This window comes from Brevibacterium limosum, from assembly GCF_011617705.1.
GTDB lineage: Bacteria > Actinomycetota > Actinomycetes > Actinomycetales > Brevibacteriaceae > Brevibacterium > Brevibacterium limosum.
The window spans coordinates 1,801,160-1,825,097 of record NZ_CP050154.1; the positions used below are offsets into that span (position 1 = coordinate 1,801,160).

General features: G+C 65.1%; 19 protein-coding genes and 1 pseudogene. 12 read left to right on the forward strand and 8 right to left on the reverse strand.

Annotated features, from left to right (window positions below):
• Positions 1 to 20 precede the first annotated feature (20 nt).
• The gene (gene hemQ, locus GUY37_RS08000) at positions 21 to 731 is read left to right on the forward strand and encodes a hydrogen peroxide-dependent heme synthase (RefSeq protein ID WP_166824254.1); all 711 of its coding nucleotides are present in this window, start codon (positions 21 to 23) and stop codon (positions 729 to 731) included.
• Positions 732 to 833: 102 nt separating this feature from the next.
• Here the strand turns inward: hemQ and GUY37_RS08005 are convergent, their stop codons facing one another.
• On the reverse strand, positions 834 to 1,151 hold the full coding sequence (locus GUY37_RS08005) for a hypothetical protein (RefSeq protein ID WP_228278433.1): 318 nt from the start codon (positions 1,149 to 1,151) through the stop codon (positions 834 to 836).
• 107 nt (positions 1,152 to 1,258) lie between these two features.
• On the opposite strand from GUY37_RS08005, the gene GUY37_RS08010 reads away from it, so the two are divergent.
• Entirely contained in the window at positions 1,259 to 1,726 is a 468-nt protein-coding gene (locus GUY37_RS08010) for a MarR family winged helix-turn-helix transcriptional regulator (protein WP_166824257.1), read from the forward strand.
• Between the two features lie 6 nt (positions 1,727 to 1,732).
• Here GUY37_RS08010 and GUY37_RS08015 read toward each other — a convergent pair whose 3' ends face one another.
• Together GUY37_RS08015 and msrB are read right to left on the reverse strand one after the other, a co-directional pair.
• The gene (locus tag GUY37_RS08015) at positions 1,733 to 2,257 is read right to left on the reverse strand and encodes a GNAT family N-acetyltransferase (RefSeq protein ID WP_166824260.1); all 525 of its coding nucleotides are present in this window, start codon (positions 2,255 to 2,257) and stop codon (positions 1,733 to 1,735) included.
• Entirely contained in the window at positions 2,244 to 2,714 is a 471-nt protein-coding gene (gene msrB, locus GUY37_RS08020; protein ID WP_166824263.1) for a peptide-methionine (R)-S-oxide reductase MsrB, read from the reverse strand. Before msrB ends, GUY37_RS08015 begins: the two co-directional genes overlap by 14 nt.
• A gap of 156 nt (positions 2,715 to 2,870) precedes the next feature.
• On the opposite strand from msrB, the gene GUY37_RS08025 reads away from it, so the two are divergent.
• Positions 2,871 to 4,070 (forward strand): alpha/beta hydrolase family protein, encoded by a 1,200-nt coding sequence (locus GUY37_RS08025; RefSeq protein ID WP_166824266.1) that lies wholly within the window; start codon positions 2,871 to 2,873, stop codon positions 4,068 to 4,070.
• Positions 4,071 to 4,159: 89 nt separating this feature from the next.
• Here GUY37_RS08025 and GUY37_RS08030 read toward each other — a convergent pair whose 3' ends face one another.
• Both GUY37_RS08030 and GUY37_RS08035 read right to left on the reverse strand, forming a co-directional pair.
• Positions 4,160 to 6,871 carry a penicillin acylase family protein gene (locus GUY37_RS08030; RefSeq protein ID WP_166824269.1) on the reverse strand — a complete coding sequence of 904 codons (2,712 nt, stop codon included), beginning with the start codon at positions 6,869 to 6,871 and terminating at the stop codon, positions 4,160 to 4,162.
• A 34-nt stretch (positions 6,872 to 6,905) separates the two neighbouring features.
• On the reverse strand, positions 6,906 to 7,784 hold the full coding sequence (locus GUY37_RS08035; RefSeq protein WP_166829526.1) for a DUF817 domain-containing protein: 879 nt from the start codon (positions 7,782 to 7,784) through the stop codon (positions 6,906 to 6,908).
• 137 nt (positions 7,785 to 7,921) lie between these two features.
• On the opposite strand from GUY37_RS08035, the gene GUY37_RS08040 reads away from it, so the two are divergent.
• Together GUY37_RS08040 and GUY37_RS08045 are read left to right on the forward strand one after the other, a co-directional pair.
• Positions 7,922 to 9,763, forward strand: a complete 1,842-nt coding sequence (locus GUY37_RS08040; protein WP_166824272.1) for an N-acetylmuramoyl-L-alanine amidase — start codon at positions 7,922 to 7,924, stop codon at positions 9,761 to 9,763.
• Between the two features lie 54 nt (positions 9,764 to 9,817).
• A complete protein-coding gene (locus GUY37_RS08045) occupies positions 9,818 to 10,582 on the forward strand; it encodes a Rossmann-fold NAD(P)-binding domain-containing protein (RefSeq protein ID WP_208094799.1) in 765 nt (254 codons plus the stop codon).
• A 25-nt stretch (positions 10,583 to 10,607) separates the two neighbouring features.
• Here the strand turns inward: GUY37_RS08045 and GUY37_RS08050 are convergent, their stop codons facing one another.
• Positions 10,608 to 11,231: a dihydrofolate reductase family protein gene (locus tag GUY37_RS08050; protein ID WP_166824275.1), complete on the reverse strand. Its 624-nt coding sequence runs from the start codon at positions 11,229 to 11,231 to the stop codon at positions 10,608 to 10,610.
• A gap of 31 nt (positions 11,232 to 11,262) precedes the next feature.
• Positions 11,263 to 12,135 (reverse strand): L,D-transpeptidase family protein, encoded by an 873-nt coding sequence (locus GUY37_RS08055; RefSeq protein WP_166824278.1) that lies wholly within the window; start codon positions 12,133 to 12,135, stop codon positions 11,263 to 11,265.
• 60 nt (positions 12,136 to 12,195) lie between these two features.
• Here GUY37_RS08055 and GUY37_RS19165 point away from each other — a divergent pair, with 60 nt between their 5' ends.
• From GUY37_RS19165 to GUY37_RS08075, 4 genes are all read left to right on the forward strand, one after another.
• A complete protein-coding gene (locus GUY37_RS19165) occupies positions 12,196 to 13,482 on the forward strand; it encodes a DUF6636 domain-containing protein (RefSeq protein ID WP_228278434.1) in 1,287 nt (428 codons plus the stop codon).
• 246 nt (positions 13,483 to 13,728) lie between these two features.
• Positions 13,729 to 15,492, forward strand: coding sequence for a 2-isopropylmalate synthase (leuA, locus tag GUY37_RS08065; protein ID WP_152348782.1), 1,764 nt, complete (start codon positions 13,729 to 13,731; stop codon positions 15,490 to 15,492).
• A gap of 245 nt (positions 15,493 to 15,737) precedes the next feature.
• Positions 15,738 to 16,466 carry a DNA repair protein RecO gene (gene recO / locus GUY37_RS08070; protein ID WP_166824281.1) on the forward strand — a complete coding sequence of 243 codons (729 nt, stop codon included), beginning with the start codon at positions 15,738 to 15,740 and terminating at the stop codon, positions 16,464 to 16,466.
• Complete coding sequence (locus GUY37_RS08075) at positions 16,463 to 17,239, forward strand: isoprenyl transferase (protein ID WP_166824284.1); 777 nt, start codon at positions 16,463 to 16,465, stop codon at positions 17,237 to 17,239. The genes recO and GUY37_RS08075 overlap by 4 nt, the downstream gene beginning before the upstream one ends.
• A gap of 109 nt (positions 17,240 to 17,348) precedes the next feature.
• Here GUY37_RS08075 and GUY37_RS08080 read toward each other — a convergent pair whose 3' ends face one another.
• Positions 17,349 to 19,151 (reverse strand): DEAD/DEAH box helicase, encoded by a 1,803-nt coding sequence (locus GUY37_RS08080; protein WP_166824287.1) that lies wholly within the window; start codon positions 19,149 to 19,151, stop codon positions 17,349 to 17,351.
• Between the two features lie 383 nt (positions 19,152 to 19,534).
• Here GUY37_RS08080 and GUY37_RS08085 point away from each other — a divergent pair, with 383 nt between their 5' ends.
• The 3 genes and pseudogenes from GUY37_RS08085 to GUY37_RS08100 all read left to right on the forward strand — a co-directional run bounded on the left by GUY37_RS08085 (position 19,535) and on the right by GUY37_RS08100 (position 23,885).
• Entirely contained in the window at positions 19,535 to 20,917 is a 1,383-nt protein-coding gene (locus tag GUY37_RS08085; RefSeq protein WP_166824290.1) for a glycine--tRNA ligase, read from the forward strand.
• A gap of 410 nt (positions 20,918 to 21,327) precedes the next feature.
• Positions 21,328 to 22,452 (forward strand): annotated as a pseudogene (locus GUY37_RS19170) (YibE/F family protein).
• A 356-nt stretch (positions 22,453 to 22,808) separates the two neighbouring features.
• Entirely contained in the window at positions 22,809 to 23,885 is a 1,077-nt protein-coding gene (locus GUY37_RS08100) for an IS110 family RNA-guided transposase (protein ID WP_166824300.1), read from the forward strand.
• Positions 23,886 to 23,938: the final 53 nt, after the last annotated feature.

Genomic DNA, 23,938 nt, shown 5'->3' on the forward strand with positions numbered 1-23,938 from the left:
AGATGACAGAAGGAGCAGCTATGAGCGAATTTACTCAGCCCACCGACGCCCAGATCGAGGAGGCGAACGAGCAGACGCGGTATATCGCCTACTCCGTCTTCGCCTCTGCGGGAGAACTCGGCGATGCCGACCGCCAGGAACTCGCCGATGAGCTGCACGCAGCTCTCGAGCCCCTGACAGAACGCGGCCTCGTCGTGCGCGGAATCTACGACGTCTCGGCTCTCCGCGCCGACGCCGATGTCATGTTCTGGTACCACGCCCCCGAGGTCGAGGTCGTCCAGGCAGCCTACTCGGCGATCCGCCGCAGCCTGATCGGCGGAGTGCTCGAACCCATCTGGTCCGTCGTCGGAATCCATCGACCGGCCGAGTTCAACAAGGCACACCTGCCCGCTCTGCTGACCGATCCGGAGCCCGGCGACTACATCTGCGTCTATCCGTTCGTGCGGTCCTACGACTGGTACCTCCTCGACCCCGCCGAACGGGCGAAGATGCTGCGCGACCACGGAATGGCCGCCGCAGCATACAAGGACGTCAAGGCGAACACGATCTCCTCGTTCGCTCTCGGCGACTACGAATGGCTGCTGGCCTTCGAGGCCGCCGAACTGCACCGCATCGTCGACCTGATGCGCGACCTGCGCAACACGGAGGCGCGCCTGCACGTGCGCGAAGAGGTTCCGTTCTACACCGGACCGCGCCGCGAACTCGTCGACGTCATCTCCGACTGGCGCTGACCGAACGCTGCTCGCCCGCCGGGGCGTGAGAACGGCAAGAGAAGGGCCGCCGCACCGATTCGGTGCGGCGGCCCTTTCAGTCGGCTGAAAAGCGCCCTCGGGCTACTTGCTGCCTTTCTTCACCACGTAGGAATGGCCGTTTGCGTCGGTGCGCATCTCCAGTCCCATGGCATCGAGCTGTTGGTGTCGCAAGGTCTCGTCCTCGTAGTATCCGCCCGGGCGAGTATTGTCGACCTGGGCCGGTCCGACGATCTTGCGGAAGAAGTTGTTCAGCCACCCGACGCCGCGCTGGGATTCCGGATGCTGATTCCTCTTCCGCACCGGATTCGTCTGCTTCCGGTTCTGCTTCCGGTTGGAACCATCGGCGGGAGTCTGCGAGGAGGACGACATAGAGAGAATCCAATCGACGAGGCGCCGCATGGGCGAGAGGCTATGCAGGGTTCACCTGAAGTGTACACTAATCATTAGTGCACGAACTGTTTTGGCTGCACGACCTGATTGCCGACGCGGAGGATCGACGAAACACGATGCTGGAATCCGAAGGTTCGACAAAGCGGTTGGACAATCCGCTGGCGCTCGAGAGCCAGATCTGCTTTGCCCTGGCTGTGGCCTCTCGCGGAGTGATCGGCGCCTACCGGTCCGTGCTCGAACCGATCAGCCTGACCCATCCGCAGTATCTGGTCATGCTCGCACTGTGGCAGCACGAGAAGCTGCCGATGCGTGAGATCGCTCGACTGCTGCGACTCGAGCCCGCCACGGTGTCGCCGCTGGTCAAACGTCTCGAAGCGCTGGACTATGTGATGAAGACCCGCAGTGACAGCGACGAGCGGATCGTCGAGGTCACGCTCACCGACACCGGCCGCGAACTGCGCAGGACCGCCGAGGCGATCCCCGGGACGATGATGGCCAAGCTCGGCATCGACGTGGAAGGAGTTCGCGAGCTGCACGCCATGATGCAGAAGATCATCGCCTCCGTGGACGCCGCCGACGACTGACCGGTTTCAGCCGGCCGGGCGCTCCATCGGCGTGTGTTCGATCCCGTCCTCATCGAAGTGCGGACCATTCGGTGCGAACCCCACGGAGGCGTACAGCCCCTCGAGATGCGACTGCGCATTCAGCGTCAGCGGTGTGGTCGACCAGGCGTCGACGATGTCGCTGAGCAGTCGGCGGCCCCACCCCTGTCCACGGGCATCGGGATGGGTGGCGACGCGACTGATGCTGCGCGCGCCTTCCCTGGCTGCCGGTCCGTCAGGGACGTCCGCCGGCAGCAGACGGGCGTAGGCCCACGGCGCGAGGTCGCGTCCGTGCTCGGCGCCATGGGTGTCCGCCATCGGCGTCGCCGGCCGTGGGCAGAAGAAATGCAGGGTCTCCGGCAGAGTGTCCACCCCGTCCGGGTCGAGGAACACGCACTCCTGTTCGACGACGAAGACGCGTGAGCGCAGCTGCAGAATTCCGTAGAGCTCTTCAGGCCGAAGCTCGGCGAAGGTCCGAACGATCGGTTCGGCAGGGGCTTCAGTTCTCAGCATCGACCGATCCGCCCTGAGCATCTTTGGGGTTGAGCTTCAGGGAGATCGAGTTGATGCAGTAGCGCTGATCGGTGGGAGTGCCATAGCCCTCGCCCGAGAAGACGTGGCCCATATGCGAGTCGCAGTTCGCGCAGCGGACCTCGACGCGTTCCATGCCCAGCGTTGTGTCGCGGATGTAGCGGACCCGGTCCTCGGCCAGAGGCGCGTAGAACGATGGCCATCCGCAGTGCGAGGCGAACTTCGTATCGGCGGGGAACAGGTCGGCGCCGCAGGCCCGACACTGGTACATCCCGGCAGCCGTCTCATCGTTGTATTCACCGGTGAAGGGACGTTCGGTCGCGCCCTGGCGCAGCACCGCGAACTCCTCGGGAGTGAGCACGTCCTGCCAACGGATCTCCTCAGCCGCGGCCCCCTCGTTCGTCGAAGTTCCAGCGTTGATATCTGATGACTGTGTCATCGTGTCCTCCGGTCTCTGTCAGTGACGGTGATTGCGGCGAGGAGGAGATGATCTCCGCCCCTGGTGAGCGCAACAGCGAGTGACACTCGCTCATTCCGCACAACAGCGTTTGGTGCCTGATCATTCCGTAGGCAACAATGAACACAGGAGGTTTTCATGGTCCGCGACACGAAGTTCCCCGCCCGCCTGCTTGCCGCCGGTATCGGCGTCGGCGCCGGACTCGGTGCCCTGATCTCTGTTGCGTCGTCGGGTCTGGCCGCCTACTTCGCCCGGAAGATCATCGTTCCGGAGAACGCCCCGGAAGAACTCGACATCCTGCACATCGACGGCTTCCCGCCGAATATGCGCATTCAGCTGCCCGCCGATGAGGAGACCACGGTGCCCGGCACCTATGGTCTCTACTTCAACCAGGGTTCGGGACATGCCGTCGTCGGCGACATCGTCGAGTACGATCCGCGCTCGCGCACCGTCTCCCGAGAGATCCTGTCCGTCACCCGCGGTGACATCCGACGGGCCTGGCGGGGACGCTGGACCGGAGTCGTCTATCCTGATCCGATCGCTGCCGGAGTGAATTTCGAAGACATCGAGATCCGCTCCGATGCCGGCGACCTGCCCGCGTGGCTGCTGCCGACCGACCATCCAGAACCGCACGAGACCTGGGCGATCCTCATCCACGGTCGTGCCAGCACCCGTGCCGAGGGACTGCGTGCCGCTCCCGTGCTCAACACCCTCGGGGTGCCGTCGATCGCGATGTCCTACCGCAATGACGCCGAGGTGCGGGTGGAGACCACATCGCGCTACGGACTCGGCGACACCGAATGGATCGACGTCGACGCGGCCATCGACTTCGCGGTCGAACACGGAGCGAAGAACGTCGTGCTCTTCGGCTGGTCGATGGGCGGAGCCATTGCCCTGCAGGCGGCCTCCCGCGGACGCAACTGCAGATTCGTCACCTCACTGGTCCTCGACGGCCCCGTCGTCGACTGGGTGAACGTGCTCGACGGGCAGGCGAAGAAGAACCTGCTGCCGACACCGATCGCCAAACTCACGCTCGAGATGATCACGCAGCCATGGGCACGGCCGATCACCGGACTGGAGACCCCGCTCGATCTCGATCGCATGGATTGGGTGACCCGTGCCGCCGAACTCGATGTGCCGGTTCTGCTCATCCACTCCGATGACGACGAATTCGTTCCCTCCGGCCCCTCTCATGCGCTGGCAGGGGTCAGGCGGGATCTGGTCACGATGCCCTCATATGGCAAGGCCCATCACACGAAGGAATGGAACGTCGACCCTGTGCGCTGGGAAGACGATGTCGCGAACTTCCTCGAAGCGAAGATCCTGCCCAAGGGCTGAATACCTGGCGAAGATCGTGGCTGAGGACTGATCACGGGGCGCGGGTGAAGACCCCGCGCCTCTGCCATGTCCTCATGTCTGCCCTGTGCTCACGGCTCGAGAGTGAGTGTGTCCTCTGCCGCCGCTGCCACGGCCTGCTTCGAGTACGGCCACGGACGATTGACATTGGCGGCCCAGTCATTCGTCTGATCGTCGTAATGCGGGTGAAAAGCATGCCCCGACGCGCCCGTGAGGTTGATCCAGTTCGAGGCGTCGAAGTTCGACAGATCGACCGTCTGGCGCATCGACGGCACCCAGTTCGTCTCATAGCCGACCGAGGCATCCCACCCGGTGGCATGGACGACGCCCGAACCGCCGGAGACCTCATAGGGGCCGCGGTTGAACAGCTTCTCCACCGGTGTGATCCCGGATTCGCCGAGGCTGGCGTTGCGGATCGTCAGCCGGTGCAGGATTCCCCACCGCCACGTCTCGGGCTCCGGTCCCAGCAGGTCCTCCGTCTCCGCCCAGGCCGTCTTCATGGCCTTGCGCAGAGCCTCGTCCCGACCTTCGACGCCCTTGCTCGACCACCACTGGGAATGCGGGTCTTCGAGCAGCTCCGAGAGCACGAGGTACCACCGTGAACCGCCGGCAGGGGACACCCCGTCGGGCAGCTTCGAGCTGATCGTCTGCTCGAGCAGCGTCTTCGTGAGCACATTGAAGTAGGCGGCGCCCGCGCTGTTCGCGGAGTCGAAGCCATTCCAGCTCTTCAGCAGCTTCTTCGCCTCGAGGATGTCCTCGTCACCATGGGAGTGGATCTTCACCGCTTCGGGAACGAGCTTCGCAGCGAACGGATTCTGGTCGTCGTTCTGGATCTCCGCCATGTCCATCGGCCGCAGCTTCCGGCCCTCGTCCGCCGCGTCCTTGATGCGTTTCGTGATGCGGCGGGCACGATCTCCGTAGTCGAAGTCCTCACCCAGCTGCACGGTCTCGCCGGGGGCGGCGACCGGGTTGTTCGCGGTGACGATCCAGCCGCGCTCGGGGTTGTACAGGCTCGGCAGGTCATCGAAGTCGACCCAGCCCTGCCAATCCTCGTCGGATTTCCATCCGCGGCGGGGCACGGTGCCGTCGGCCTTGCCTCGGCGCGGGATCATCCCGGGGGCCTGATAGCCGATATTGCCCGCGACATCGGCGTAGACGAGGTTCTGTGAGGGCACGTCGAACTGGGAGGCCGCGTGCCGGAATTCCTGCCAGTTCGTGGCCTTGTTGATGGCGAACACCGCCGAGGCGGTCGTGCCCGGACGCAGAGCCGTCCAATCGAGGGCGAGACCATAGTGTTCCTCGGCCGGTCCCGATTTCGGGTCCTGAGAATCCGCTCCGGTCGTCGCATCGAGAGCTTTGCGATACGTGCCGTCGAGCTTCGATACGAGTGGGCCGTTGCGGGTGGAGCGGATGGTGATCTCGCGCGGGTCCTCGCCCGCGACCTCGATCGTCTCCTTGCGCACCTGCAGCGGTTCGTCTCCGTCGTCGTGGATGACCTTGCCGTCGCGGATCTTCTCCACGACGAGGTCGGTGACATCGGCACCGAGGTTCGTCAGTCCCCAGGCGATCGACTGGTTGTGGCCGATGACGACTCCCGGCAGTCCGGAGAAGGAGGACCCGGTGACGTCGAAGGGGCACTCATCGGTGACTTTCTTGCACCGCAGTCCCACCTGATACCACACCGAGGGCATCGCCGGGGCGAGATGCGGGTCATTGGACAGCAGCGGCCGACCGGTGTTCGTATGCTCCCCGGAGATCACCCACGAGTTCGACCCGATATCGTCACTGTTCTGTCCCAGCATCGGCGGCAGAGATGTGAGCGTATTCCGCAGTTCGAGGAGATCATCGGTCGGTGCGGCCGCCTCGGTGTCGGTGGTCCCCGTTCGGGGAGCCTCGGTGACGGTGACGGCGCCTCCGGCCTGTGCCTCATCGTCCTCCCGCGCACGGTCGTCGACTCGCGGCTCCTGTTCGACGTCGTCACCGCTGCGGTCCTTCGGTGCTTTGTCGCCGGCTCTGCCCCCGAGGATCGTCGGACGGGTGGCATACGGGTAGTCCGGATAGAGGTCGCTCATCTGCTCGTCGGTGAGCTCCGAGCCGAGTATCGACCGGTCGATCTCGTCTTCGAGGTTCGATCGCAGATCCCACGCCATGGCCTTGAGCCAGGCGACGCTGTCGACCGGGGTCCATCTCTCGACATCGGTGCTGCCGGTCTCGAGGCCGAGGACGGCATATTCGAGGGACAGTTCGGTGGGGGATTTGTCCTTGAGGTAGGCGTTGACCCCGTCCGCGTAGGCCTCGTAGTAGCCCAGGCTCGTCTTGTCGAGCTTCTTCACCTCCTGCTCGGCGACCTTCCGCCAGCCGAGTGTGCGGATGAAGGTGTCGGTGCCCAGCTGGGATTTGCCGAAGAGTTCGGAGAGTCGTCCCGAGGTGACGTGTCGGCGGAAGTCCATCTCCCAGAACCGGTCCTGAGCGTGGACGAACCCCTGAGCCAGGAACAGGTCGTGGGCGGTTTCGGCCTCGATGGTGGGAACACCCGATTCGTCACGGTGGACGGTGACTGGCGCGTCGAGACCCGGCAGCGAGATCTCGCCATCGGTGGTCGGGAAGGACCGGCGGACGAGGAACAGTCCGACGAGGGCGAGGATGAGAGCGAGGACGAGGACTCCGGCGATGACGCGCAGCAGCACACGAGCACTGACCGACAGGTTGGATCCGCTGGATGGGCGGAGCACCTTGAGCAATGCGCTCGATTCCTTCTCATTCTGCGCATCGGGTGCCGCCATGAGTCTCCTTCGGCTGTCCTGAATGTTTCGGTTCTCAGCAAGTATAGGTGTCAGGAGGCCCGTGTCTGTGGACCTCAGGCGGCCTGGGTCTGTGGACGAAGGTCACGAGGACGACGGAGATCATCATGAGCAGGAACCAAGCCACCAGCTTCGTCAGCGGCACCAGGTGCCAGCCGTCGTCCTGGCTCGGATACAGCCAGGCCCCGGCCGCGGTGCCGATGTTCTCAGCCACCCAGATGAAGAAGGCCACGAGGACGAAGGCCAGCAGCACCGGCATTCTCAGGGTTCTGCGGTGGACGCTGAAGTACATACGGCAGCGGAAGAAGACGATCACAGTGGCGGCGACGAGGATGAGGCGGACGTCGAGGATGAAATGGTGGGTGAAGAAGTTGATGTAGATGGCGGCGGCGATGATCACGGTCAGCCACCTCGGCGGGTATTGGCTGAACCGCAAGTCGAAGAGGCGGTACACGCGGACGATATAGGACCCGACGGCGGCGTACATGAACCCGGTGAACAGGGGCACGGCACCGATGTGGAGGACTCCGCCGGGGGCGTAGTCCCACGAACCGACGGCGGTCTTGAAGATCTCCATACCGGTTCCGACGATGTGGAAGACGATGATGACGATGAGTTCGCGGCCGGTCTCGAGTCGGGCGGCAAGCATGCCGATCTGGATGAGCACGGCGAGGACGACGAGGAAGTCGTTGCGTGCCACTGCCGCGTCGTCGGGATAGAACCAAGAGGCGGCGATGATCGCGGCGAGCATGAGAGCACCGAAGAGGCACGCCCACGCCTGCTTGATTCCGAAGGCGAGGAACTCCCGGACACCGGCGGGGACCCGGGGGAGGAGCCTGTCGGCGAAGGCGTCGAGGACGGCCTCGAGGCGAGTCAGTTCGCGGCGATCGGCCATCTGCTGAGTACCCACTTCCGTAATACTGGGAATACCCTTACGATAATCCTGCGGTCACGTTGGGTGCCCGTGATTCGGCCCCCATCCAGTGAGGAACACCCTCACTCGGTCATGGATGACCTCAAGGACCCCACCTGATGAAACCGTTGCAATTCTGCGCCTCGGCACTCACCGGAATTCTCCTCACAGCGACCCTATCGGGATCCGCGCTCGCCGCCACACCGGAAACACACACGAACACGCCCGGCGTCTCTGCCGCGGACGTGTCAGAGACGGCGTCCGGTCTCGGCGACGCCGGACTCGGCGAGGGCGACAGCGGGGACGCCACCACCGCTGACGACTCGGCACAGGGCGGCGATGCTGCCGCCGATGACACCGACGACACCCCCTCCGAGACGACCGTCGATGCCCGGACCGATGAGGTCACGACTGTGCCGCTCGACACCTCGGACGTCACGATCATCGGTGCCGCTTGGGAAGGGGAGGACCCCGAACTCGAGATCCGCACCCGTGACGAAGACGGCTGGACGGCGTGGGAGAGCCTGCCGACCGATGACGAGGGAGGCCCCGACCTCACCTCCGCAGAAGCCGCTCAGATTCCCGCCGACTCACACCGGTCGCAGTCCGTCGCCCTTCCGGTGCTCGATTCGGATGCTGTCGAGGTGCGCGCCGCCGACGAGCAGGCTGATACCGATGATCTGCAGATCACCCAGGTGTCCACGGCGGTCACGAGGGCCGACGCACAGGTGGCGAAGTCCGCCGGAGGCCTGAGCACACAGGCGGCCACGGGACCGGCAGTCGACGCGCAGATCACGGCCAAGGACCTGCGCACGAAGATCGTCACCCGCAAGCAGTGGGGTGCCGATGAGAAGCTCGTCCGCTGCGCCACGGACAAGACGTCGTCGGCCAAGGGCGTGTTCATCCACCACACGGCGGGGTCGAACTCGTACTCGAAAGCGCAGGCACCGGCGATCATCCGCGGCTACCTCGCGTACCACACTCAGAACCGCGGCTGGTGCGACCTCGGGTACAACTTCCTCGTCGACAAATACGGCACGATGTACGAGGGCCGGGCCGGCAGCCTCGACAAGGCAGTGACCGGTGCTCATGCTTCCGGCTTCAACTCGTGGACCCTCGGCATCAGCGTGCTCGGCACCTATACATCGTCGGCCCCGAGCACAGCAGCACAGAACTCGGTCAAGCAGCTTGTCGCCTGGAAGTCCGGACAGTACGGCTTCAATCCGACCGGGAAGATGACCTTGACCTCGGGTGGAGGCGCGACGAGCAAGTACGCCTTGGGTAAGAAAGTCAGCCTCAATGTCGTCTCCGGACACCGGGACACCAGCTACACCGAATGCCCGGGAATCGCGTTCTACAATAGGCTCGGCAGCATCCGCACCGGAGCAAAGGCGCTGGTGCCGGGACTGACCCCGCCTCCGACGAAGGCGCCCGCGCCGAAGCCGAGCCCGAAGGCGAAGTCGTACAAGACGAAGGGCGCGATCGGCTCGTACTACAAGAAGCATTCGGCGAAGACCGGCAAACCGGTCGGCCCGGAGAAGAAGCTGACGAATCCGAACGGCGCCTACCAGACGTTCTCAGAGGGCACCGTCTATTGGTCGAAGAAGACAGGAGCGCACTTCCTGACCAAGGGCGCGATCCGCAAGGCCTACAAACGGGTGAAGTACGAGAAGGGCGTCATCGGATTCCCCAGCAGCGATAAGCAGACCTTCAAGCACCGCAAAAGCGCGCGCTACCAGAACTTCCGGTCCGGAATGATCACCTGGTCGCCGAGCACCAGCAGCCATGTCATCTACGGAGGGTTCCTCACGAAGTGGAAGAAGATGGGCTGGGAACGCAGCAAGCTCGGCCTGCCCACCGCTGACCGCACTGTCAAGAACGGCACGAAACGCCAGAACTTCGAACGCGGGCACATGACGTACACGAAGAAGACGGGCATCAAGGTCTACATCCGCAAGTAGCGGAGCAGTCCTCGACCTCAGCGGGCCGAAGAGGAGAGAGTCTAGACTCGCATCATGCACATCCTCCTCTTCGGCGCGACCGGCCACGTCGGGACCGGACTCGCCCAACGGCTCAGCTCACACCACACAGTCACCGGCATCGTGCGCCGCCGACCGGAGACGCAGACGGCCTACGAACCGGTGACTGTGCCGGAGTGGGTGGACGAACCGGAAGCGGTCGCCTCGGCGCTCGCCTCCGCGGACCTGCCCCCGGTCGATGCCGTCATCGCGGCCCTCGGCGGGTGGTACATCGATGAACCGGTGCTCGAACGGGGGCTGGCGAAGTTCGATGAGGACTACGACGCCTACCTGCGGGCGCACTTCACGGCATGCGCGATCTCGCAGCGCCTGGCGGCCGAACGCACGGCGCCCGGACGACCGGCCTCCGACCACGCGGAGTCTGCCGGCTCTGCGCCCACGCGCTTCGTCCACCTGGCCCTCAACGGGGTCGCCAGCGTCGAGCCGCTGGCCGGGTCCGGGGCGATCAGTGTCTTCGGCGCCGCGCAGAAGATGCTCCTCGAGGTCGCCGCGGCGGATTCGACGACCGTGGACTTCCGGGAACTGCGGATCATGGCCCCCGTCGGCGGTGATGATCGCAACGATCTGACCGGGGGAGTCGAAACCGTCCGTCTCGCCGAGGTGGCCGATGCGGTCACAGCGATCCTGGACTCACCCGAGCGCTTCGATGTGGGCACGGAGATCCACGCGAACGCCGGGAACTCTGAAAGCTGGGACCTCGAAAAGCTGAGGCTCCCGAAACATGAGACTGCGGAGAGCTGAGATCTCCGAGGACTGAGCGTCCCGTTCAGGCGCGTCTGTAGCGCAGGAAGACCTGATCGTCCTCGACGCGCACATCGATGAGGCGCAGATCGATCTCGGCCTCGAGCGCCGAGAGATGGCTGCCGCGCGCTCGGACATAGCGCGGACTCACGCTCAGATGCAGTTCGGCCCCCGGATAGTGCTTGAGAAGCCGGAAGGCGAGATTCGGACCCGATTCGCACAGGAGCACCACCTCACCGAATTCCTCGGGCTCCGTCCCCGCGGACGGCAGGGCTGAGTTCGCGTCGGACTGTCGCGATTCGGGGGATGGAGCCGTCGGCAGGGCGGCGGCCACCTCGGTGATGGTGTCCGCACTGAAATGCTGGGCACGGTAGTCGAGGCCGCGGGCGTCGAGCTCGCTCTGCAGCGCGGCAGGATCGGACTCGGTGAGCACATAGACGGGTGTGTGTTCGAGCGTTTTGCCGACGGCGTTGATGACGGGCAGCCGCGGATTCAGCGCGGTGCGGCGGTCGATGATGATCGCATTCGCGCTGCGGCGAAGAGCGAGGAAGCGCCGGAAGTCAGCGTCCGTGGACACCCCGGTCGACCAGCCGTCCTCGGCGAAGGATCCGTTGATCGACTGGACGAGGGAGATGATGAGACGGCGCACGGGATCCTGCTCTGCTGCTTCTTCGACTCTGCTATTTCTTCAGTTCGGTCGCCGGCCCCATGGCGATGCGCGGATGGGCGTCGGGGTCGATGGTGCGCATGATCCACTTGAGATCCGCCTCGTCGAGGGTGACGCAGCCGTTCGTGCCCGAATCATGGTCGAGGTGCAGCCAGATTCCGCCGCCCTTGTCCCAGCCCAGCGGACGCGTCTTGTCCGTCGGCGCGGTGCCGGGCTTGCGGTTGTAATCGATGGCGATGATGTAGTCGAAGACCGATTCGTAGTCCGCCCCGTAGGCCACCGTCGCCGAGGAGGGCAGACGATCGTCCTGGGTGTACGGAAGATCGGTGCCCGGGTTCGCCTTGAAACCGCCCGCGTCGCTGAGTGTGAACACGCCGATCGGGGTGGTCTTGTCACCCTCGCGGCGATCCTTCAGCCACCCGTTGCTGCCGTTGTGGGTGTCGAACGTCTTGAGCTTCTTCCACTTCTTTTCCGTGAACTCATAGAAGCTCAAGCTCGACTTCTCCGAGGCGGCTGTCGGTGAGGTGGCGACGAGGACCTGTGAGGTCTCTGCCGGGATCTGGTCCGTGAACTCCTTCGTCAGACCGGGGACAGGGACGGGATGGACCGGGCCGGTCGCCTCGGTGCCGGACCGGTCGGAGTCGGAGTGATCGGTGGCGGACTGCTCGGTATCAGTTGCAGGGGAGCCGGTTCCGGTGGGGGAATCCTGTGCCGGAGCCGCGAAATCACCGAAACTCGTCTGCTGTGCGGGAGCGGCGAATCCTGCGGATTCGACAGTCGCGGAGTCGGCCTCGCCGTCATCGGCATCGGCGCCGCAGGCGGTCAGGAACAGAGCGCAGGCGAGAAGCGCGGGCAGGCCCGCGTGCCGAGAGACTCCATTGGACATGAGGTCATCATCTCACGAGGTATGAGAACCGGCCGGTAGCGACTATGCGAAAATATGCTCATGAGCATTCCACCTGTGCCGAACCATCCTCCGCGCCCCGGGCGTCGGAAGCCGGCCGAGGAGTCTCCGGAGTCGATCACAACCCAGTTGTTCATCGGCGAGGATGAGTCCGCGGCCGCCGATGGCTCCACCCAAGCGCTGACTCCCGCAGAACTTCAGAGGCTGCGGTCGATGGTCGAATCCGACGGCACCGATGCCACCGAGGTGCTCAGCCTCGAAGAGCTGCGCGGACTCGCCGCCGCTGAAGGATACGAGACCGGCGGACTGCCGGCCGCACCGCGCAAAGTGAACTCCGATGACATCGCCGCCGCCGAGGCCGCCTCGGCACCGAAGCAGTGGAACCCGCTGCCCGGTTCGCAGCCAGGCGCCGCGGATGCGCCTCAGGCACAACCGCACCAACCCGAACCGCACCCGCACCAGGGACAGTGGGGAGGGGAGTTCGGTGCTGCCGGCCAGTCAGCGGCCCCACAGCCGCAATCCGCCGGTCCGGTTCAGTCACCGGCCGGACCGGAATACGGTCAGCCCGGATCGGGCCAGCCCGGTGGATCCGGATACGGGCAGGCGGGCCACGGCCCTGCCTATGCCGCCGCACCGGCCGGCTACGTTGCCGGCTACGGCCCTAGCGGGCCCGGAGGTCCGGCAGCGCCCGGCGGGCCCGGCGGGCCGGGAGGCCCCGGTGGTCCGGGAGGCCCCGGCGGACCGGGGAGCCCCGGCGGACCGCGCGACCCCTATGGTCGGCGCACCGACACGAAGAAGGTCCCCGCGTGGCTGTGGGTGCTCGCAGCCATCGCGCTCATCCTCGCCCTCGGCATCGTCGGCTATATCGTCTGGGACTCCACTCAGGGGGAGGAGACCACCACGGTCGGACCCACGGACGAACCTTCGATCGGTCAGTCCGATGACCCGGAGCCGTCCGATTCGGCCAGCTCAGAGGCCCCCGTCGCCGAGGAGACCTTCACTTCGCCGTCGGGCAACATCGCCTGCACCATCGATGACGAACGTGCTCGCTGCGTGATCAACGACTACGAGTACTCGCCGCCGGAGAAACCCGATGACTGCAAGCTCGACGACTGGGGCTCCATCGTCGTGGCGAACAAGGAAGGCGCAGGATTCTCCTGCCTCGATGCCCCGGAGAGCAACGGACCGGCACGCGTCCTCGGCTACGGTGATTCGATCTCCGCCGCGGGAATGACATGCACCTCCAGCGAGGAGGGCATGACGTGCAGATCCGACGACACGGGAGTCGGATTCAACGTCCGACGCGCCTCGGTCGACTTCCTCAAATAGGTCGACCTCCGCAGATGAGGGGAGCCGGCCCGGGTCGGACCGATGAGACACGGCCCGGGCGGAGCCGCCTCGGCGGTCTTAGGATGTGGACCGGATTCGGACGGAACGAGGGAAGAGGACTATGGTGATCACGTGGCTCACAGGTTCCTCCTCCTTCCTTGCCGCGACGAGTCCTGAACGGACAGCACGCTCGTCGCGGAGTCCTCGTATGCTGGTCAAGCGTTGAGAAACTGAGATAGAGGAACAATGAAACTGCAGAAGCCTTCTCCCATGCCGTTCGGCAAATACAAGTCGTTCCAGGACCGCATCGCTCTGGACATGCGCGACCGCACCTGGCCGGATCAGATCATCCGCAAGGCGCCTCGCTGGCTGAGCACCGACCTGCGCGACGGCAATCAGGCCCTCATCGATCCGATGACCCCGGACCGCAAACGCAAGATGTTCGATCTGCTCGTGCGTCTCGGCTTCAAGGAGATCGAGGTCGGATTCCCTGCCGCCAGCCAGGTCGACTTCGACTTCGTCCGCGAGATCATCGAACAGGACGCGATCCCCGACGACGTCCGCATCTCCGTGCTCACCCAGGCCCGCGAGGACCTCATCGAACGCACCGTCGAATCCCTCGTCGGCGCGAAGAAGCCCACCGTCCACCTCTACAACGCGACAGCCCCGGTCTTCCGCAAGGTCGTCTTCGGCTTCGACGGCGACGGCTTCGACCAGACCCGCGACATCGCACTGCAGGGCACTCAGGCCGTGATGAAGCACGCCGAGACGCTGCTGTCCGACGCGGACTTCGGCTACCAGTACTCGCCGGAGATCTTCGTCGACACCGAACCCGAGTTCGCTCTCGACATCGTCGGCAGCGTCCTCGACATGTGGCAGCCCGCCGACGGCCGCGAAACCGTCGTCAACCTGCCCGCCACCGTCGAACGCGGCACCCCTAACACCTACGCGGACCAAATCGAATGGTTCTGCCGGAATATGCCCTACCGCAACGAGGTGGCCGTCTCCCTGCACCCGCACAACGACCGGGGCACCGGCGTGGCCGCAGCGGAACTGGGAATGATGGCCGGCGCCGACCGCATCGAAGGCTGCCTGTTCGGCAACGGTGAGCGCACCGGCAACCTCGACCTCGTCACCGTCGCCCTCAACCTGTACACGCAGGGAGTCGACCCGGAACTCGACTTCTCCGATATCGACGAGGTCATCCACACCGTCACCGAATGCAACCAGATCGGTGTCCACGAACGTCACCCCTACGGCGGCGACCTCGTCTTCACCTCGTTCTCGGGCTCGCACCAGGACGCGATCAACAAGGCCTTCGCCGATCGTGAGAAGAAGGCGAACGCGCAGGGCACCCCTGTCGACCTGATGGAATGGGACATGCCCTACCTGCCGGTCGATCCGAAGGACCTGGGGCGCTCCTACGAGGCGATCATCCGCGTCAACTCGCAGTCCGGAAAGGGCGGAGTGACCTACCTGCTCAAGAGCGAGCACGGACTCGACCTGCCGCGTCGCATGCAGGTCGAGTTCTCCCGCGCCGTGCAGCAGCACACCGAGGGCGGCGGTGAGGTCACGTCCGAGGAGATCCGCCGCATCTTCAACTACGAGTACCTGCCTGCCGACGACCCCGAGAAGGCATGGGGCCGCTTCCAGATCGTGGGGCTGCGCACCGAGTCGGGCACCGTCGACGCGTCCGGCTCCTCCGCCGAACGCATCGAGGTCGACCTCATCGTCGACGGCCAGGAACGCACCTACGAAGGACGCGGCAACGGACCGATCGATGCGCTGGTGAAGATCCTCATCGACCAGTTCGACGTCGACGTCCGCCTCCAGGACTACTCCGAGCACGCCATCGGCTCCGGCGCCGACACCAACGCCGCCGCCTATGTCGAACTCGCCGTCGAAGACCGCGTCGTCTGGGGTGCCGGACTGCACCCGAACATCACGAAGGCCTCGCTCAAGGCCGTCGTCTCGGCCGTCAACCGTGCGGCACGGGACCGCCAGGACTGAGCAGCGCGTTTCGACGCGGTCGTGCGCGGTGCTCCGGGGTCGTTTCGGACGCGCCGGCGCTCGGGGGACGCGAAAGTCGAAAGAGTCGTCGCCGGCGACGTGATCTTCGACTTTCGCGTGACCTGAGGCAGTCTGCGCCCGGAGGCGTGCTGCCGGAGCGGACGCGAGTCTGAGCGGTCGATCTCACAGCAGTCGCTTAAGCGCGGCGGGATGATTCCCCGCCGCGCTTAAGCGATAATGGGCGGGTGCACAACTATCGTGATGAAGGCATCGTGCTCCAGGGGCACAAGCTCGGCGAAGCCGACCGCATCGTCACCGTGCTCACTCGCAGCCACGGCCTCGTCCGTGCCGTCGCGAAGGGGGTGCGCCGGACGAAATCGCGGTTCGGCTCCCGCCTCGAGCCCTTTATGCTCGTCGACGTCCAATGCCATGTCGGGCGCAGCCTCGACATCGTCACCCAGGTCGAACTCATCGAACCCTTCGCCCGCGGAATCGCCACGGACTTCGATGTCTATTCAGCCGCCTCGGTGATGGCCGAAACGGCACGCAGCATCACCGAGGCCGAACCCCAATCCCGGACGCATTTCCTCCTCCTCGTCTCCGCGATCCGCTCACTGTGCAACCGCGAACACGCGCCGAGGCTGTCCCTCGACGCGTATCTGCTGCGCGCGATGTCCGTGGCCGGGTGGGCGCCGAGCCTGCTCGACTGCGCCCAGTGCGGGAACCCCGGGCCCCACCGCGCGTTCTCGGCCTCCTTGGGCGGGGCCGTGTGCACGAACTGCCGCCCCTCCGGTGCGGCACTGCCCGACACCGATGCGCTCGAGCATTTGGCCGCGTTGCTGTCCGGAGACTGGGAGCGGGCGGAGGCCTCTGACCTGCACGATCAGATCGACGGGTCGAAGCTGGTCTCGGACTGGGTGTCCTGGCACCTCGAGCGCAATATCCGATCACTGAGAGTTCTGGAGAGCACATGAGCTACCCCGCACCACCGGCCCACCCCAGCGGAGCGAGGCCTCCGCGCATCGACGCGAAGTTCGTGCCGGGGCACGTCGCGATCGTCATGGACGGCAACGGTCGGTGGGCGAACCAGCGGGGACTGCCGCGCACGGAAGGGCACAGAGCCGGAGAGGCGTCGCTGCTCGACGTCATCCACGGCGCGATCGAGATCGGCGTGGACTATCTGTCGGCGTATGCGTTCTCGACGGAGAACTGGAAGCGCTCACCCGACGAGGTGCGGTTCCTCATGGGCTTCAACCGCGACGTCATCCGTCGCCGTCGCGATGAGCTCAACGAGCTGGGGGTGCGCATCGTCTGGTCCGGCCGGCGGGGTCGTCTGTGGCGTTCGGTCATCGACGAACTCGAAACCGCCGCGGAGATGACGAAGAACAACACCGGACTCGTGCTCCAGTTCTGCGTGAACTACGGTGGACGCTCCGAGATCGTCGATGCCATCAATGAGATCACCGCCGAGGTGGCCGCCGGGAAGCTCAGACCCGGCAAGGTCTCGGAGAAGACCGTCCGCTCCCGCCTCTACGCACCCATCGTGCCCGACGTCGACCTGTTCATGCGGTCGTCAGGGGAGCAGCGGACCTCGAACTTCCTGCTCTGGCAGTCCGCCTACGCCGAGATGGTCTTCCAGGACGTGCTGTGGCCCGACGTCGACCGGCGCACCCTGTGGGCGGCGATCGAAGAGTACGCCCGTCGCGACCGTCGCTTCGGCGGCGCCGTCGACACACCCTCCGCCTGAGACCGGCCCGCTCCGGCACGGAAACGGCCCCGCAGCACAGTGCTGCGGGGCCGATCTGTCACGTCAGAGCGAGCTCACGCCGTGCGAGTGCGTCCGCGACGCTGACGCCTCAGTAGCGGTCGCGGGGACGGTCGCCCCGACCGCCGAACTTCTTGCCGCCTCGGCGATCGCCGCGGAAGTTGCGGCTGTCACCGGGCTGCTTGTCGAAGTTGCGCTTCTTGAACGGGCGTCCCGGGCGGCCCGAATCCGGACGGATGTCGATGGGACGACCCTGGATCTCGGTGTGGGAGAGCTTGCGCAGCACCGACGGATCGAGGTCCTTGGGCAGGTCGACGAGCGTGTGGTTCGAACGGATGTCGATATGGCCGATCTGCTTCGAGGTGATTCCGCCTTCGTTCGCGATCGCGCCGACCACGGCGCCCGGCTGCAGACGCTCATTGCGCCCCACGGCCAGACGGTAGGTCGTCATGTTCTCGTCACGGGCACGTCCGCCGCGACCCGGACGGCCGCCGTCACGGCCGCCGTCGCGGTCGCGGTCACGGCCCTGGCGACGTGCCGGCTCGGGCATCGGTTCGGCCTTGAGGGTGTTCGACTCGAGGACGAGGGAGGCCAGAGCAGCGGCGATGTTCGAGGCAGGCACATCGCGGGAGAGCGAATACTGCTCGATGACCTCGGTGAGTTCGGACAGTTCGGTCTGAGCGAGCACATCGTCGATGCGCTTCGTGAACTTCTCGACACGAGTGTTCGTCAGCTCTTCGACGCTGGGCAGAGTCAGCGGTTCGACCTTCTGCTTCGTGGCGCGCTCGATCGAACCGAGCATGCGCTGCTCGCGCGGGGTCACGAAGAGGATCGCCTCGCCGGAGCGTCCGGCACGACCGGTGCGGCCGATGCGGTGGACATAGGATTCGGTGTCGTGCGGGACGTCATAGTTGACGACCAGCGTGATGCGCTCGACGTCGAGACCGCGGGCGGCCACATCGGTGGCGACGAGGATGTCGATCTTGCCCTCACGCAGCATGTCGATCGTGCGCTCACGCGCCTGCTGCGGGATGTCGCCGTTGATCGCGGCGGTCTTGAAACCGCGGGCACGCAGCTTCTCCGCCAGCTCCTCGGTGGCCTGCTTCGTGCGCACGAACATGATGATGCCCTCGTACTCCTCGACCTCGAGGATGCGGGTCAGAGCGTCGAGCTTATGCGAATGCTGGACCATGAAGTAGCGCTGACGGATGTTCGCTCCGGTCTGCGACTTCGCGGCGATCCGGACTTCCTTCGGATCGTTGAGGTACTTGCCGGTGATCCGGTGGATCGAGGTCGGCATGGTGGCCGAGAACAGTGCGACCTGACGGTCGTCACCGACCTGGCTGAAGATCTCTTCGATGTCTTCGGCGAAGCCCATCTTGAGCATCTCGTCGGCCTCATCGAGGATGAGGTGCTGGAGGCTGCCGAGCTTGAGGGAACCGCGCTTGAGGTGGTCGATGACACGCCCCGGGGTGCCCACGACGACCTGCGCACCGCGGCGCAGACCGGCCAGCTGCGGACCATAGGCCTGACCGCCGTAGATCGGGAGCACGGAGAAGTCGGAGAGCTCAGTGGCGTAGGAGGTGAACGCCTCGGCGACCTGGATCGCGAGTTCGCGAGTGGGGGTGAGCACGAGAGCGAACGGGCCGTCGTCGGCGCGGCCCGCCTCGGCGAGGTCGGACAGAGCCGGCAGGGCGAAGGCCGCGGTCTTGCCGGTTCCGGTCTGGGCGAGACCGATGACGTCACGGCCCGACAGGAGGGTCGGGATGGTCTCGGCCTGGATGGGGGTGGGGATCTCGTAGCCCTGCGCCTCTACGGCCTTGAGCACGAGCGGGTGAAGTCCCAGTTCGGAGAATCTCGGAGTGGTTTCGTCGTTTGCGGACACATCGGTCATGAGTGATCTCTCTCACGTCGGCACACACTTGATCGCAGATGACTGTAGTGGCGATCTACCCTGCGGCCGCTTGTGCAATCATCGTGAGCAATCCGGGCCGAAACCGTAGAGATCCAAGAACTCGCTTGGACAGACGTGGAAACGTCGGTACGGAGAAAGGTTTGGGTGTACCCCAAGTCTACATGCCGTCCCCTCGCCGAGGTGGCCCCGGACCGGGAAACCGAGTGTGAGATCAGTCGCCTCCCGCGGTCCCTTCTGCTGACCGCGATCGGACGTTGCGGCTGGTCGGACCGGCGTGGAGGAAGCGGCAGTGTGACCAGTTAGGCTGGTACCTGCGAGCCACGGCAGCCGGCCGTCGGCGAACTGAATCAAGGAGAGAACAAGTGGCACAGTCCAAGTTGGATGCCGTCATCGCCCTGGCCAAGCGCAGAGGATTCGTCTTCCAAGCCGGAGAGATCTACGGCGGTTCCCGCTCGGCATGGGACTACGGACCCTTGGGCGTTGAGCTCAAAGACAACATCAAGGCCCAGTGGTGGCAGCAGTTCGTGCGCGGTCGCGAAGATGTCGTCGGCCTCGACTCCTCGATCATCCTGCCCAAGCGCGTCTGGGAAGCCTCCGGCCACGTCGAGACCTTCGTCGATCCGCTCGTCGAATGCCTCAACTGCCACAAGCGCCACCGCGAGGACCACCTCGTCGAGGCGTATGAGACGAAGAACAAGAAGGCTCCGGAGAACGGAATGGCCGATATTGTCTGCCCCGACTGCGGCACCCGCGGTCAGTGGACAGAGCCGCAGGAGTTCTCCGGGCTGGTCAAGACCTTCCTCGGTCCCGTCGATTCCGAAGCAGGCCTGCACTACCTGCGCCCGGAGACCGCTCAGGGCATCTTCGTGAACTTCAACAATGTGCTCACCGCGGCACGGAAGAAGCCTCCGTTCGGCATCGGCCAGATCGGCAAAGCCTTCCGCAACGAGATCACCCCCGGCAACTTCATCTTCCGCACCCGTGAGTTCGAGCAGATGGAGATCGAGTACTTCGTCCACCCCGATGAAGCTGATGACTACTACAAGCAGTGGGTCGAAGACTGCTGGGCCTGGTTCCTCGACCTGGGCATCTCCGCGGACAACGTCCGCCGCCTCGACGTTCCTGCCGAGGACCGTGCGCACTACTCGGCCGGCACCATCGACATCGAATACCGCTTCGGCTTCCAGGGATCCGAATGGGGCGAGCTGATGGGCGTGGCCAACCGCACCGACTACGACCTCGGCACCCACACCGAGGTCTCGGGAGCGAAGCTGCAGTACTTCGACCAGGCCAGCGGCGACCGCTACACCCCCTATGTCATCGAACCCTCCTTCGGCCTGACCCGGTCGATGATGGCGTTCCTCGTCGAGGCCTACAGCGAAGACGAGGCGCCGAACACGAAGGGCGGTGTCGACAAGCGCGTCGTGCTGGGGCTCGACCCGCGTCTGGCTCCGGTCAAGGCTGCGGTGCTGCCGCTGAGCCGCAACGAGAAGCTGACACCGGCTGCCAAGGATCTGGCTGCCCGTCTGCGTCGCCGCTGGAACATCGACTTCGACGATGCCGGTGCCATCGGCCGCCGCTACCGTCGTCAGGACGAGATCGGCACCCCGCTGTGCATCACCGTCGACTTCGACACCCTCGATGATCAGGCAGTGACGATCCGCAAGCGTGATGACATGACTCAGGAACGTGTGAGCATCGACCAGGTGGAGAATTACCTGGCCGACCACCTCGCCGGAGCCTGACCCCAATTGCTACCCGACGGCGGCCCAGCAACCTGGCGCCAGGTTGCTGGGCCGCCGTCAGGTAGTCCCGATAGTGGCTGGCCGCTCTCGGCGGGCAGCTGCCGCACATCCGCCCTTGGTCGGCCGCAACCGCACCTTCTCGGTCAGCCCTCCCTCTAAGGACCGCCATGCATATGACGTCCCGACACGAACCGAAGGCCTCGCCAAGGGTTCGCCTGATCATGCTCGCCTGCCTCATCCCGCTGATCGTCGTCACTCTCGTGGGGCTGTTCGTACTGTGGCCGTCGAGCCCCGACACCGAGCTGCCCGGAGGCGGACCGACGACGAACGCGGCCGAAGGCACGACGGATACGAAGGTCACCGTCACCGCCGTCGACGCCTCGGAATGTGAGCCGGGGGAGACGGACCCGATGGTGCGGGCTGACTGCACGAAGTACACGGTGGAGGCGAACGGGCAGGACGGCAGCCTGTACGTCACCCCCGATGCGGTCAAGGCCGGCGTGGACGTCGGGGACACGATCAAGGTCCTCGATTTCACGCAGTCACCGGATCGGGCGGAGATGGGCACCGACTATGTGTTCATCGATTTCGACCGCAACGTTCCGATGCTGGCGCTGGCGATCATCTACGCGATCGTCGTCCTCCTCGTTGCCGGTCTGCGGGGACTGCGCGCACTGATCGGGCTCGGGTTCGCCGGTGCCGTGCTGTTCGTGTTCATGCTCCCGGCGATGCTCGACGGCAGACCCCCGGTGTTGGTGGCGATGGTCTCGGCGAGTCTGATCATGGTCATCGCTCTCTATCTGGCGCACGGGATCTCGACGCGGACGTCGACGGCGCTGTTCGGAACGGTGCTCGGCATCGTGATCACGGGCATCCTCGGCGCGTGGATGACCTCATGGGCGAATCTGGGCATCGCCTATTCGGAGGACGGGTACCTGCTGGTCGATACGACCGATCTGGGAATGACCGACATCATCGTGTGCGCGATCCTCATCACCGGGCTCGGGGTGCTCAACGACGTCACCATCACTCAGGCTTCGGCGGTGTAGGAGCTGGCGGCCGCGGCTCCGGAGATGAAGCCCGGTCAGCTGTTCGCCCGGGCGATGCGCATCGGCCGTGACCATATCGCATCGACCGTCTATACGATCACGTTCGCCTATGTGGGCTCGGCGCTGATGACGCTCATCATCGTCTCCGCACACGATCAGCCGCTGCTCGACACGTTCACGCTCGGGGACATGTCGGTGGAGGTGGTGAGCATCCTCGTGTGCTCGATCGGGCTGGTCATCGCGATCCCGCTGACGACCGGACTCGGCGTCCTCGTCGTCCGCTCCGGCCTCCGCTCACCGAGGCGGCCGGCCGCACCCGCGGTTTCGCCGATACCAGCCGAGCCGCGTGGAGAGACGATCGAGCGCTCGGCAGCCGTGACAGCCGGAGCAGCGGAAGGGCACTCTGAAGCCGAGCGCGCCGAACCCGCGGGGGAGCGACCTCCGATGACCCGCCGCGAGGCCCGCGAACGTGACCGAAACCGCTGAACTTCGCCCCGGAACAACCTGACGGCGGCCCAGCAACCTCGCGCTGTGAGTATTGACAGTGGCTGGTCTGGGACTGGCTGGCAGAGTAGGTGTTGGCCTCTCCGTCCAGTGATCGTGACTCCACCTCGCGCTGACCCACACAATGGTGTCTTGACCTCGATTTGTCCGATCACATGGATGGTGCGGCCGGCACCTGCCCGGCCCACCTCGGTAACTTGATCAGAAGGTTGTCCACCCCCTGAAACCAGGGGGTGTGACTCATCACAGTGTTGTTCCGAAGTGATCTCTAACCCGGACCGGTACCGGCCGCAAGCGGCCACACAACCTATCGGTCAAACAGGGAGCTTCGAACCGCTATGTCCATTGTCGCGCACTTATACAGTTTCTTCATCGGCGTCGATACACACGCCAGAAACCACGTCTACACGATCATCACCAGCACCGGTGTCCTCATCGACACCGGCACCTTCCCGACCACTGCTGCTGGCATCAAACGAGCACTGAGCTGGGTCGGCCGGCGCACCGACGGCGACCTCGACACACTCTGGGTCGTTGAAGGTGCTGCTTCGTACGGGGCGATGCTGACCGGCCACATCGCCGCAGCCGGATACCCCGTCGTCGAAGCCGCCCGCATGGACGCCAAAGCCCGCCACGGGGTGGGTAAGAGCGATGAGCTCGATTCCCGCCGCATCGCAGAATCCGTGCTGCGGTTGGATGCCGACCAGCTGAGGTGGCCGCGCCAGGGCGAAGGCGTGCGGCAGGCACTGCGTGTCCTGCTGGCAGCGCGGAACTCGATGAGCACCGAACGCACCCGGCAGATCAATGCTCTGACCGCGCTGGTGCGCACCAACGATCTGGGACTCGACGCCCGCAAGTCGCTGACGGCTGAGCAGTTCGCTGAGATCGCCAGGTGGCGGGACAGGAAGGAAGACATCGGCCTGGCCACTGCCCGGGCTGAAGCGGTCCGTTTGGCCAAACGAGTTCTCACCCTCGACGAGGAGCTGGCAGGCAACCTCGCCAAACTCACCGAACTCCTCAAAGCCAGCCCGGCTGCGGCCTTGCTGGATGAGCCCGGGTTCGGGCCCTTCAGCGCCGCGGTGTGCTTCACCGCCTGGTCCCATCCCGGCCGGGTTCGCAACGCGGCGGCATTCGCCGCCCTGGCGGGGGTGAATCCGATTCCAGCGTCATCGGGCAACACGCATCGTCACCGGTTGAATCGGGGTGGTGACCGGCAGTTGAACCGGGCCTTACACACGGTGATCATGAACCGGATGGTCCATGATGAGCGGACCCGAGACTATGTTGCCAGGCACTACGGTGAAGACCCGACGAAGAAGTCGAAGAAGGAAATCCGACGCAAACTCAAATGGTATCTAGCGCGCCGGGTCTACAAGATCCTTAACGCGCTAGATACCGTTCCTCAACCCGCTTGACAAGACATAGAAGGATCGAGGTTGCTGGGCCGCCGTCAGGTAGTAGGGGGAGG

Coding starts and splice junctions, on each gene's coding strand:
- hemQ (WP_166824254.1), top strand. CDS start 21: ATGAGCGAATTTACTCAGCCCACCGACGCCCAGATCGAGGAGGCGAAC.
- GUY37_RS08005 (WP_228278433.1), bottom strand. CDS start 1,151: ATGCGGCGCCTCGTCGATTGGATTCTCTCTATGTCGTCCTCCTCGCAG.
- GUY37_RS08010 (WP_166824257.1), top strand. CDS start 1,259: ATGCTGGAATCCGAAGGTTCGACAAAGCGGTTGGACAATCCGCTGGCG.
- GUY37_RS08015 (WP_166824260.1), bottom strand. CDS start 2,257: ATGCTGAGAACTGAAGCCCCTGCCGAACCGATCGTTCGGACCTTCGCC.
- msrB (WP_166824263.1), bottom strand. CDS start 2,714: ATGACACAGTCATCAGATATCAACGCTGGAACTTCGACGAACGAGGGG.
- GUY37_RS08025 (WP_166824266.1), top strand. CDS start 2,871: ATGGTCCGCGACACGAAGTTCCCCGCCCGCCTGCTTGCCGCCGGTATC.
- GUY37_RS08030 (WP_166824269.1), bottom strand. CDS start 6,871: ATGGCGGCACCCGATGCGCAGAATGAGAAGGAATCGAGCGCATTGCTC.
- GUY37_RS08035 (WP_166829526.1), bottom strand. CDS start 7,784: ATGGCCGATCGCCGCGAACTGACTCGCCTCGAGGCCGTCCTCGACGCC.
- GUY37_RS08040 (WP_166824272.1), top strand. CDS start 7,922: ATGAAACCGTTGCAATTCTGCGCCTCGGCACTCACCGGAATTCTCCTC.
- GUY37_RS08045 (WP_208094799.1), top strand. CDS start 9,818: ATGCACATCCTCCTCTTCGGCGCGACCGGCCACGTCGGGACCGGACTC.
- GUY37_RS08055 (WP_166824278.1), bottom strand. CDS start 12,135: ATGTCCAATGGAGTCTCTCGGCACGCGGGCCTGCCCGCGCTTCTCGCC.
- GUY37_RS19165 (WP_228278434.1), top strand. CDS start 12,196: ATGAGCATTCCACCTGTGCCGAACCATCCTCCGCGCCCCGGGCGTCGG.
- leuA (WP_152348782.1), top strand. CDS start 13,729: ATGAAACTGCAGAAGCCTTCTCCCATGCCGTTCGGCAAATACAAGTCG.
- GUY37_RS08075 (WP_166824284.1), top strand. CDS start 16,463: ATGAGCTACCCCGCACCACCGGCCCACCCCAGCGGAGCGAGGCCTCCG.
- GUY37_RS08080 (WP_166824287.1), bottom strand. CDS start 19,151: ATGACCGATGTGTCCGCAAACGACGAAACCACTCCGAGATTCTCCGAA.
- GUY37_RS08100 (WP_166824300.1), top strand. CDS start 22,809: ATGTCCATTGTCGCGCACTTATACAGTTTCTTCATCGGCGTCGATACA.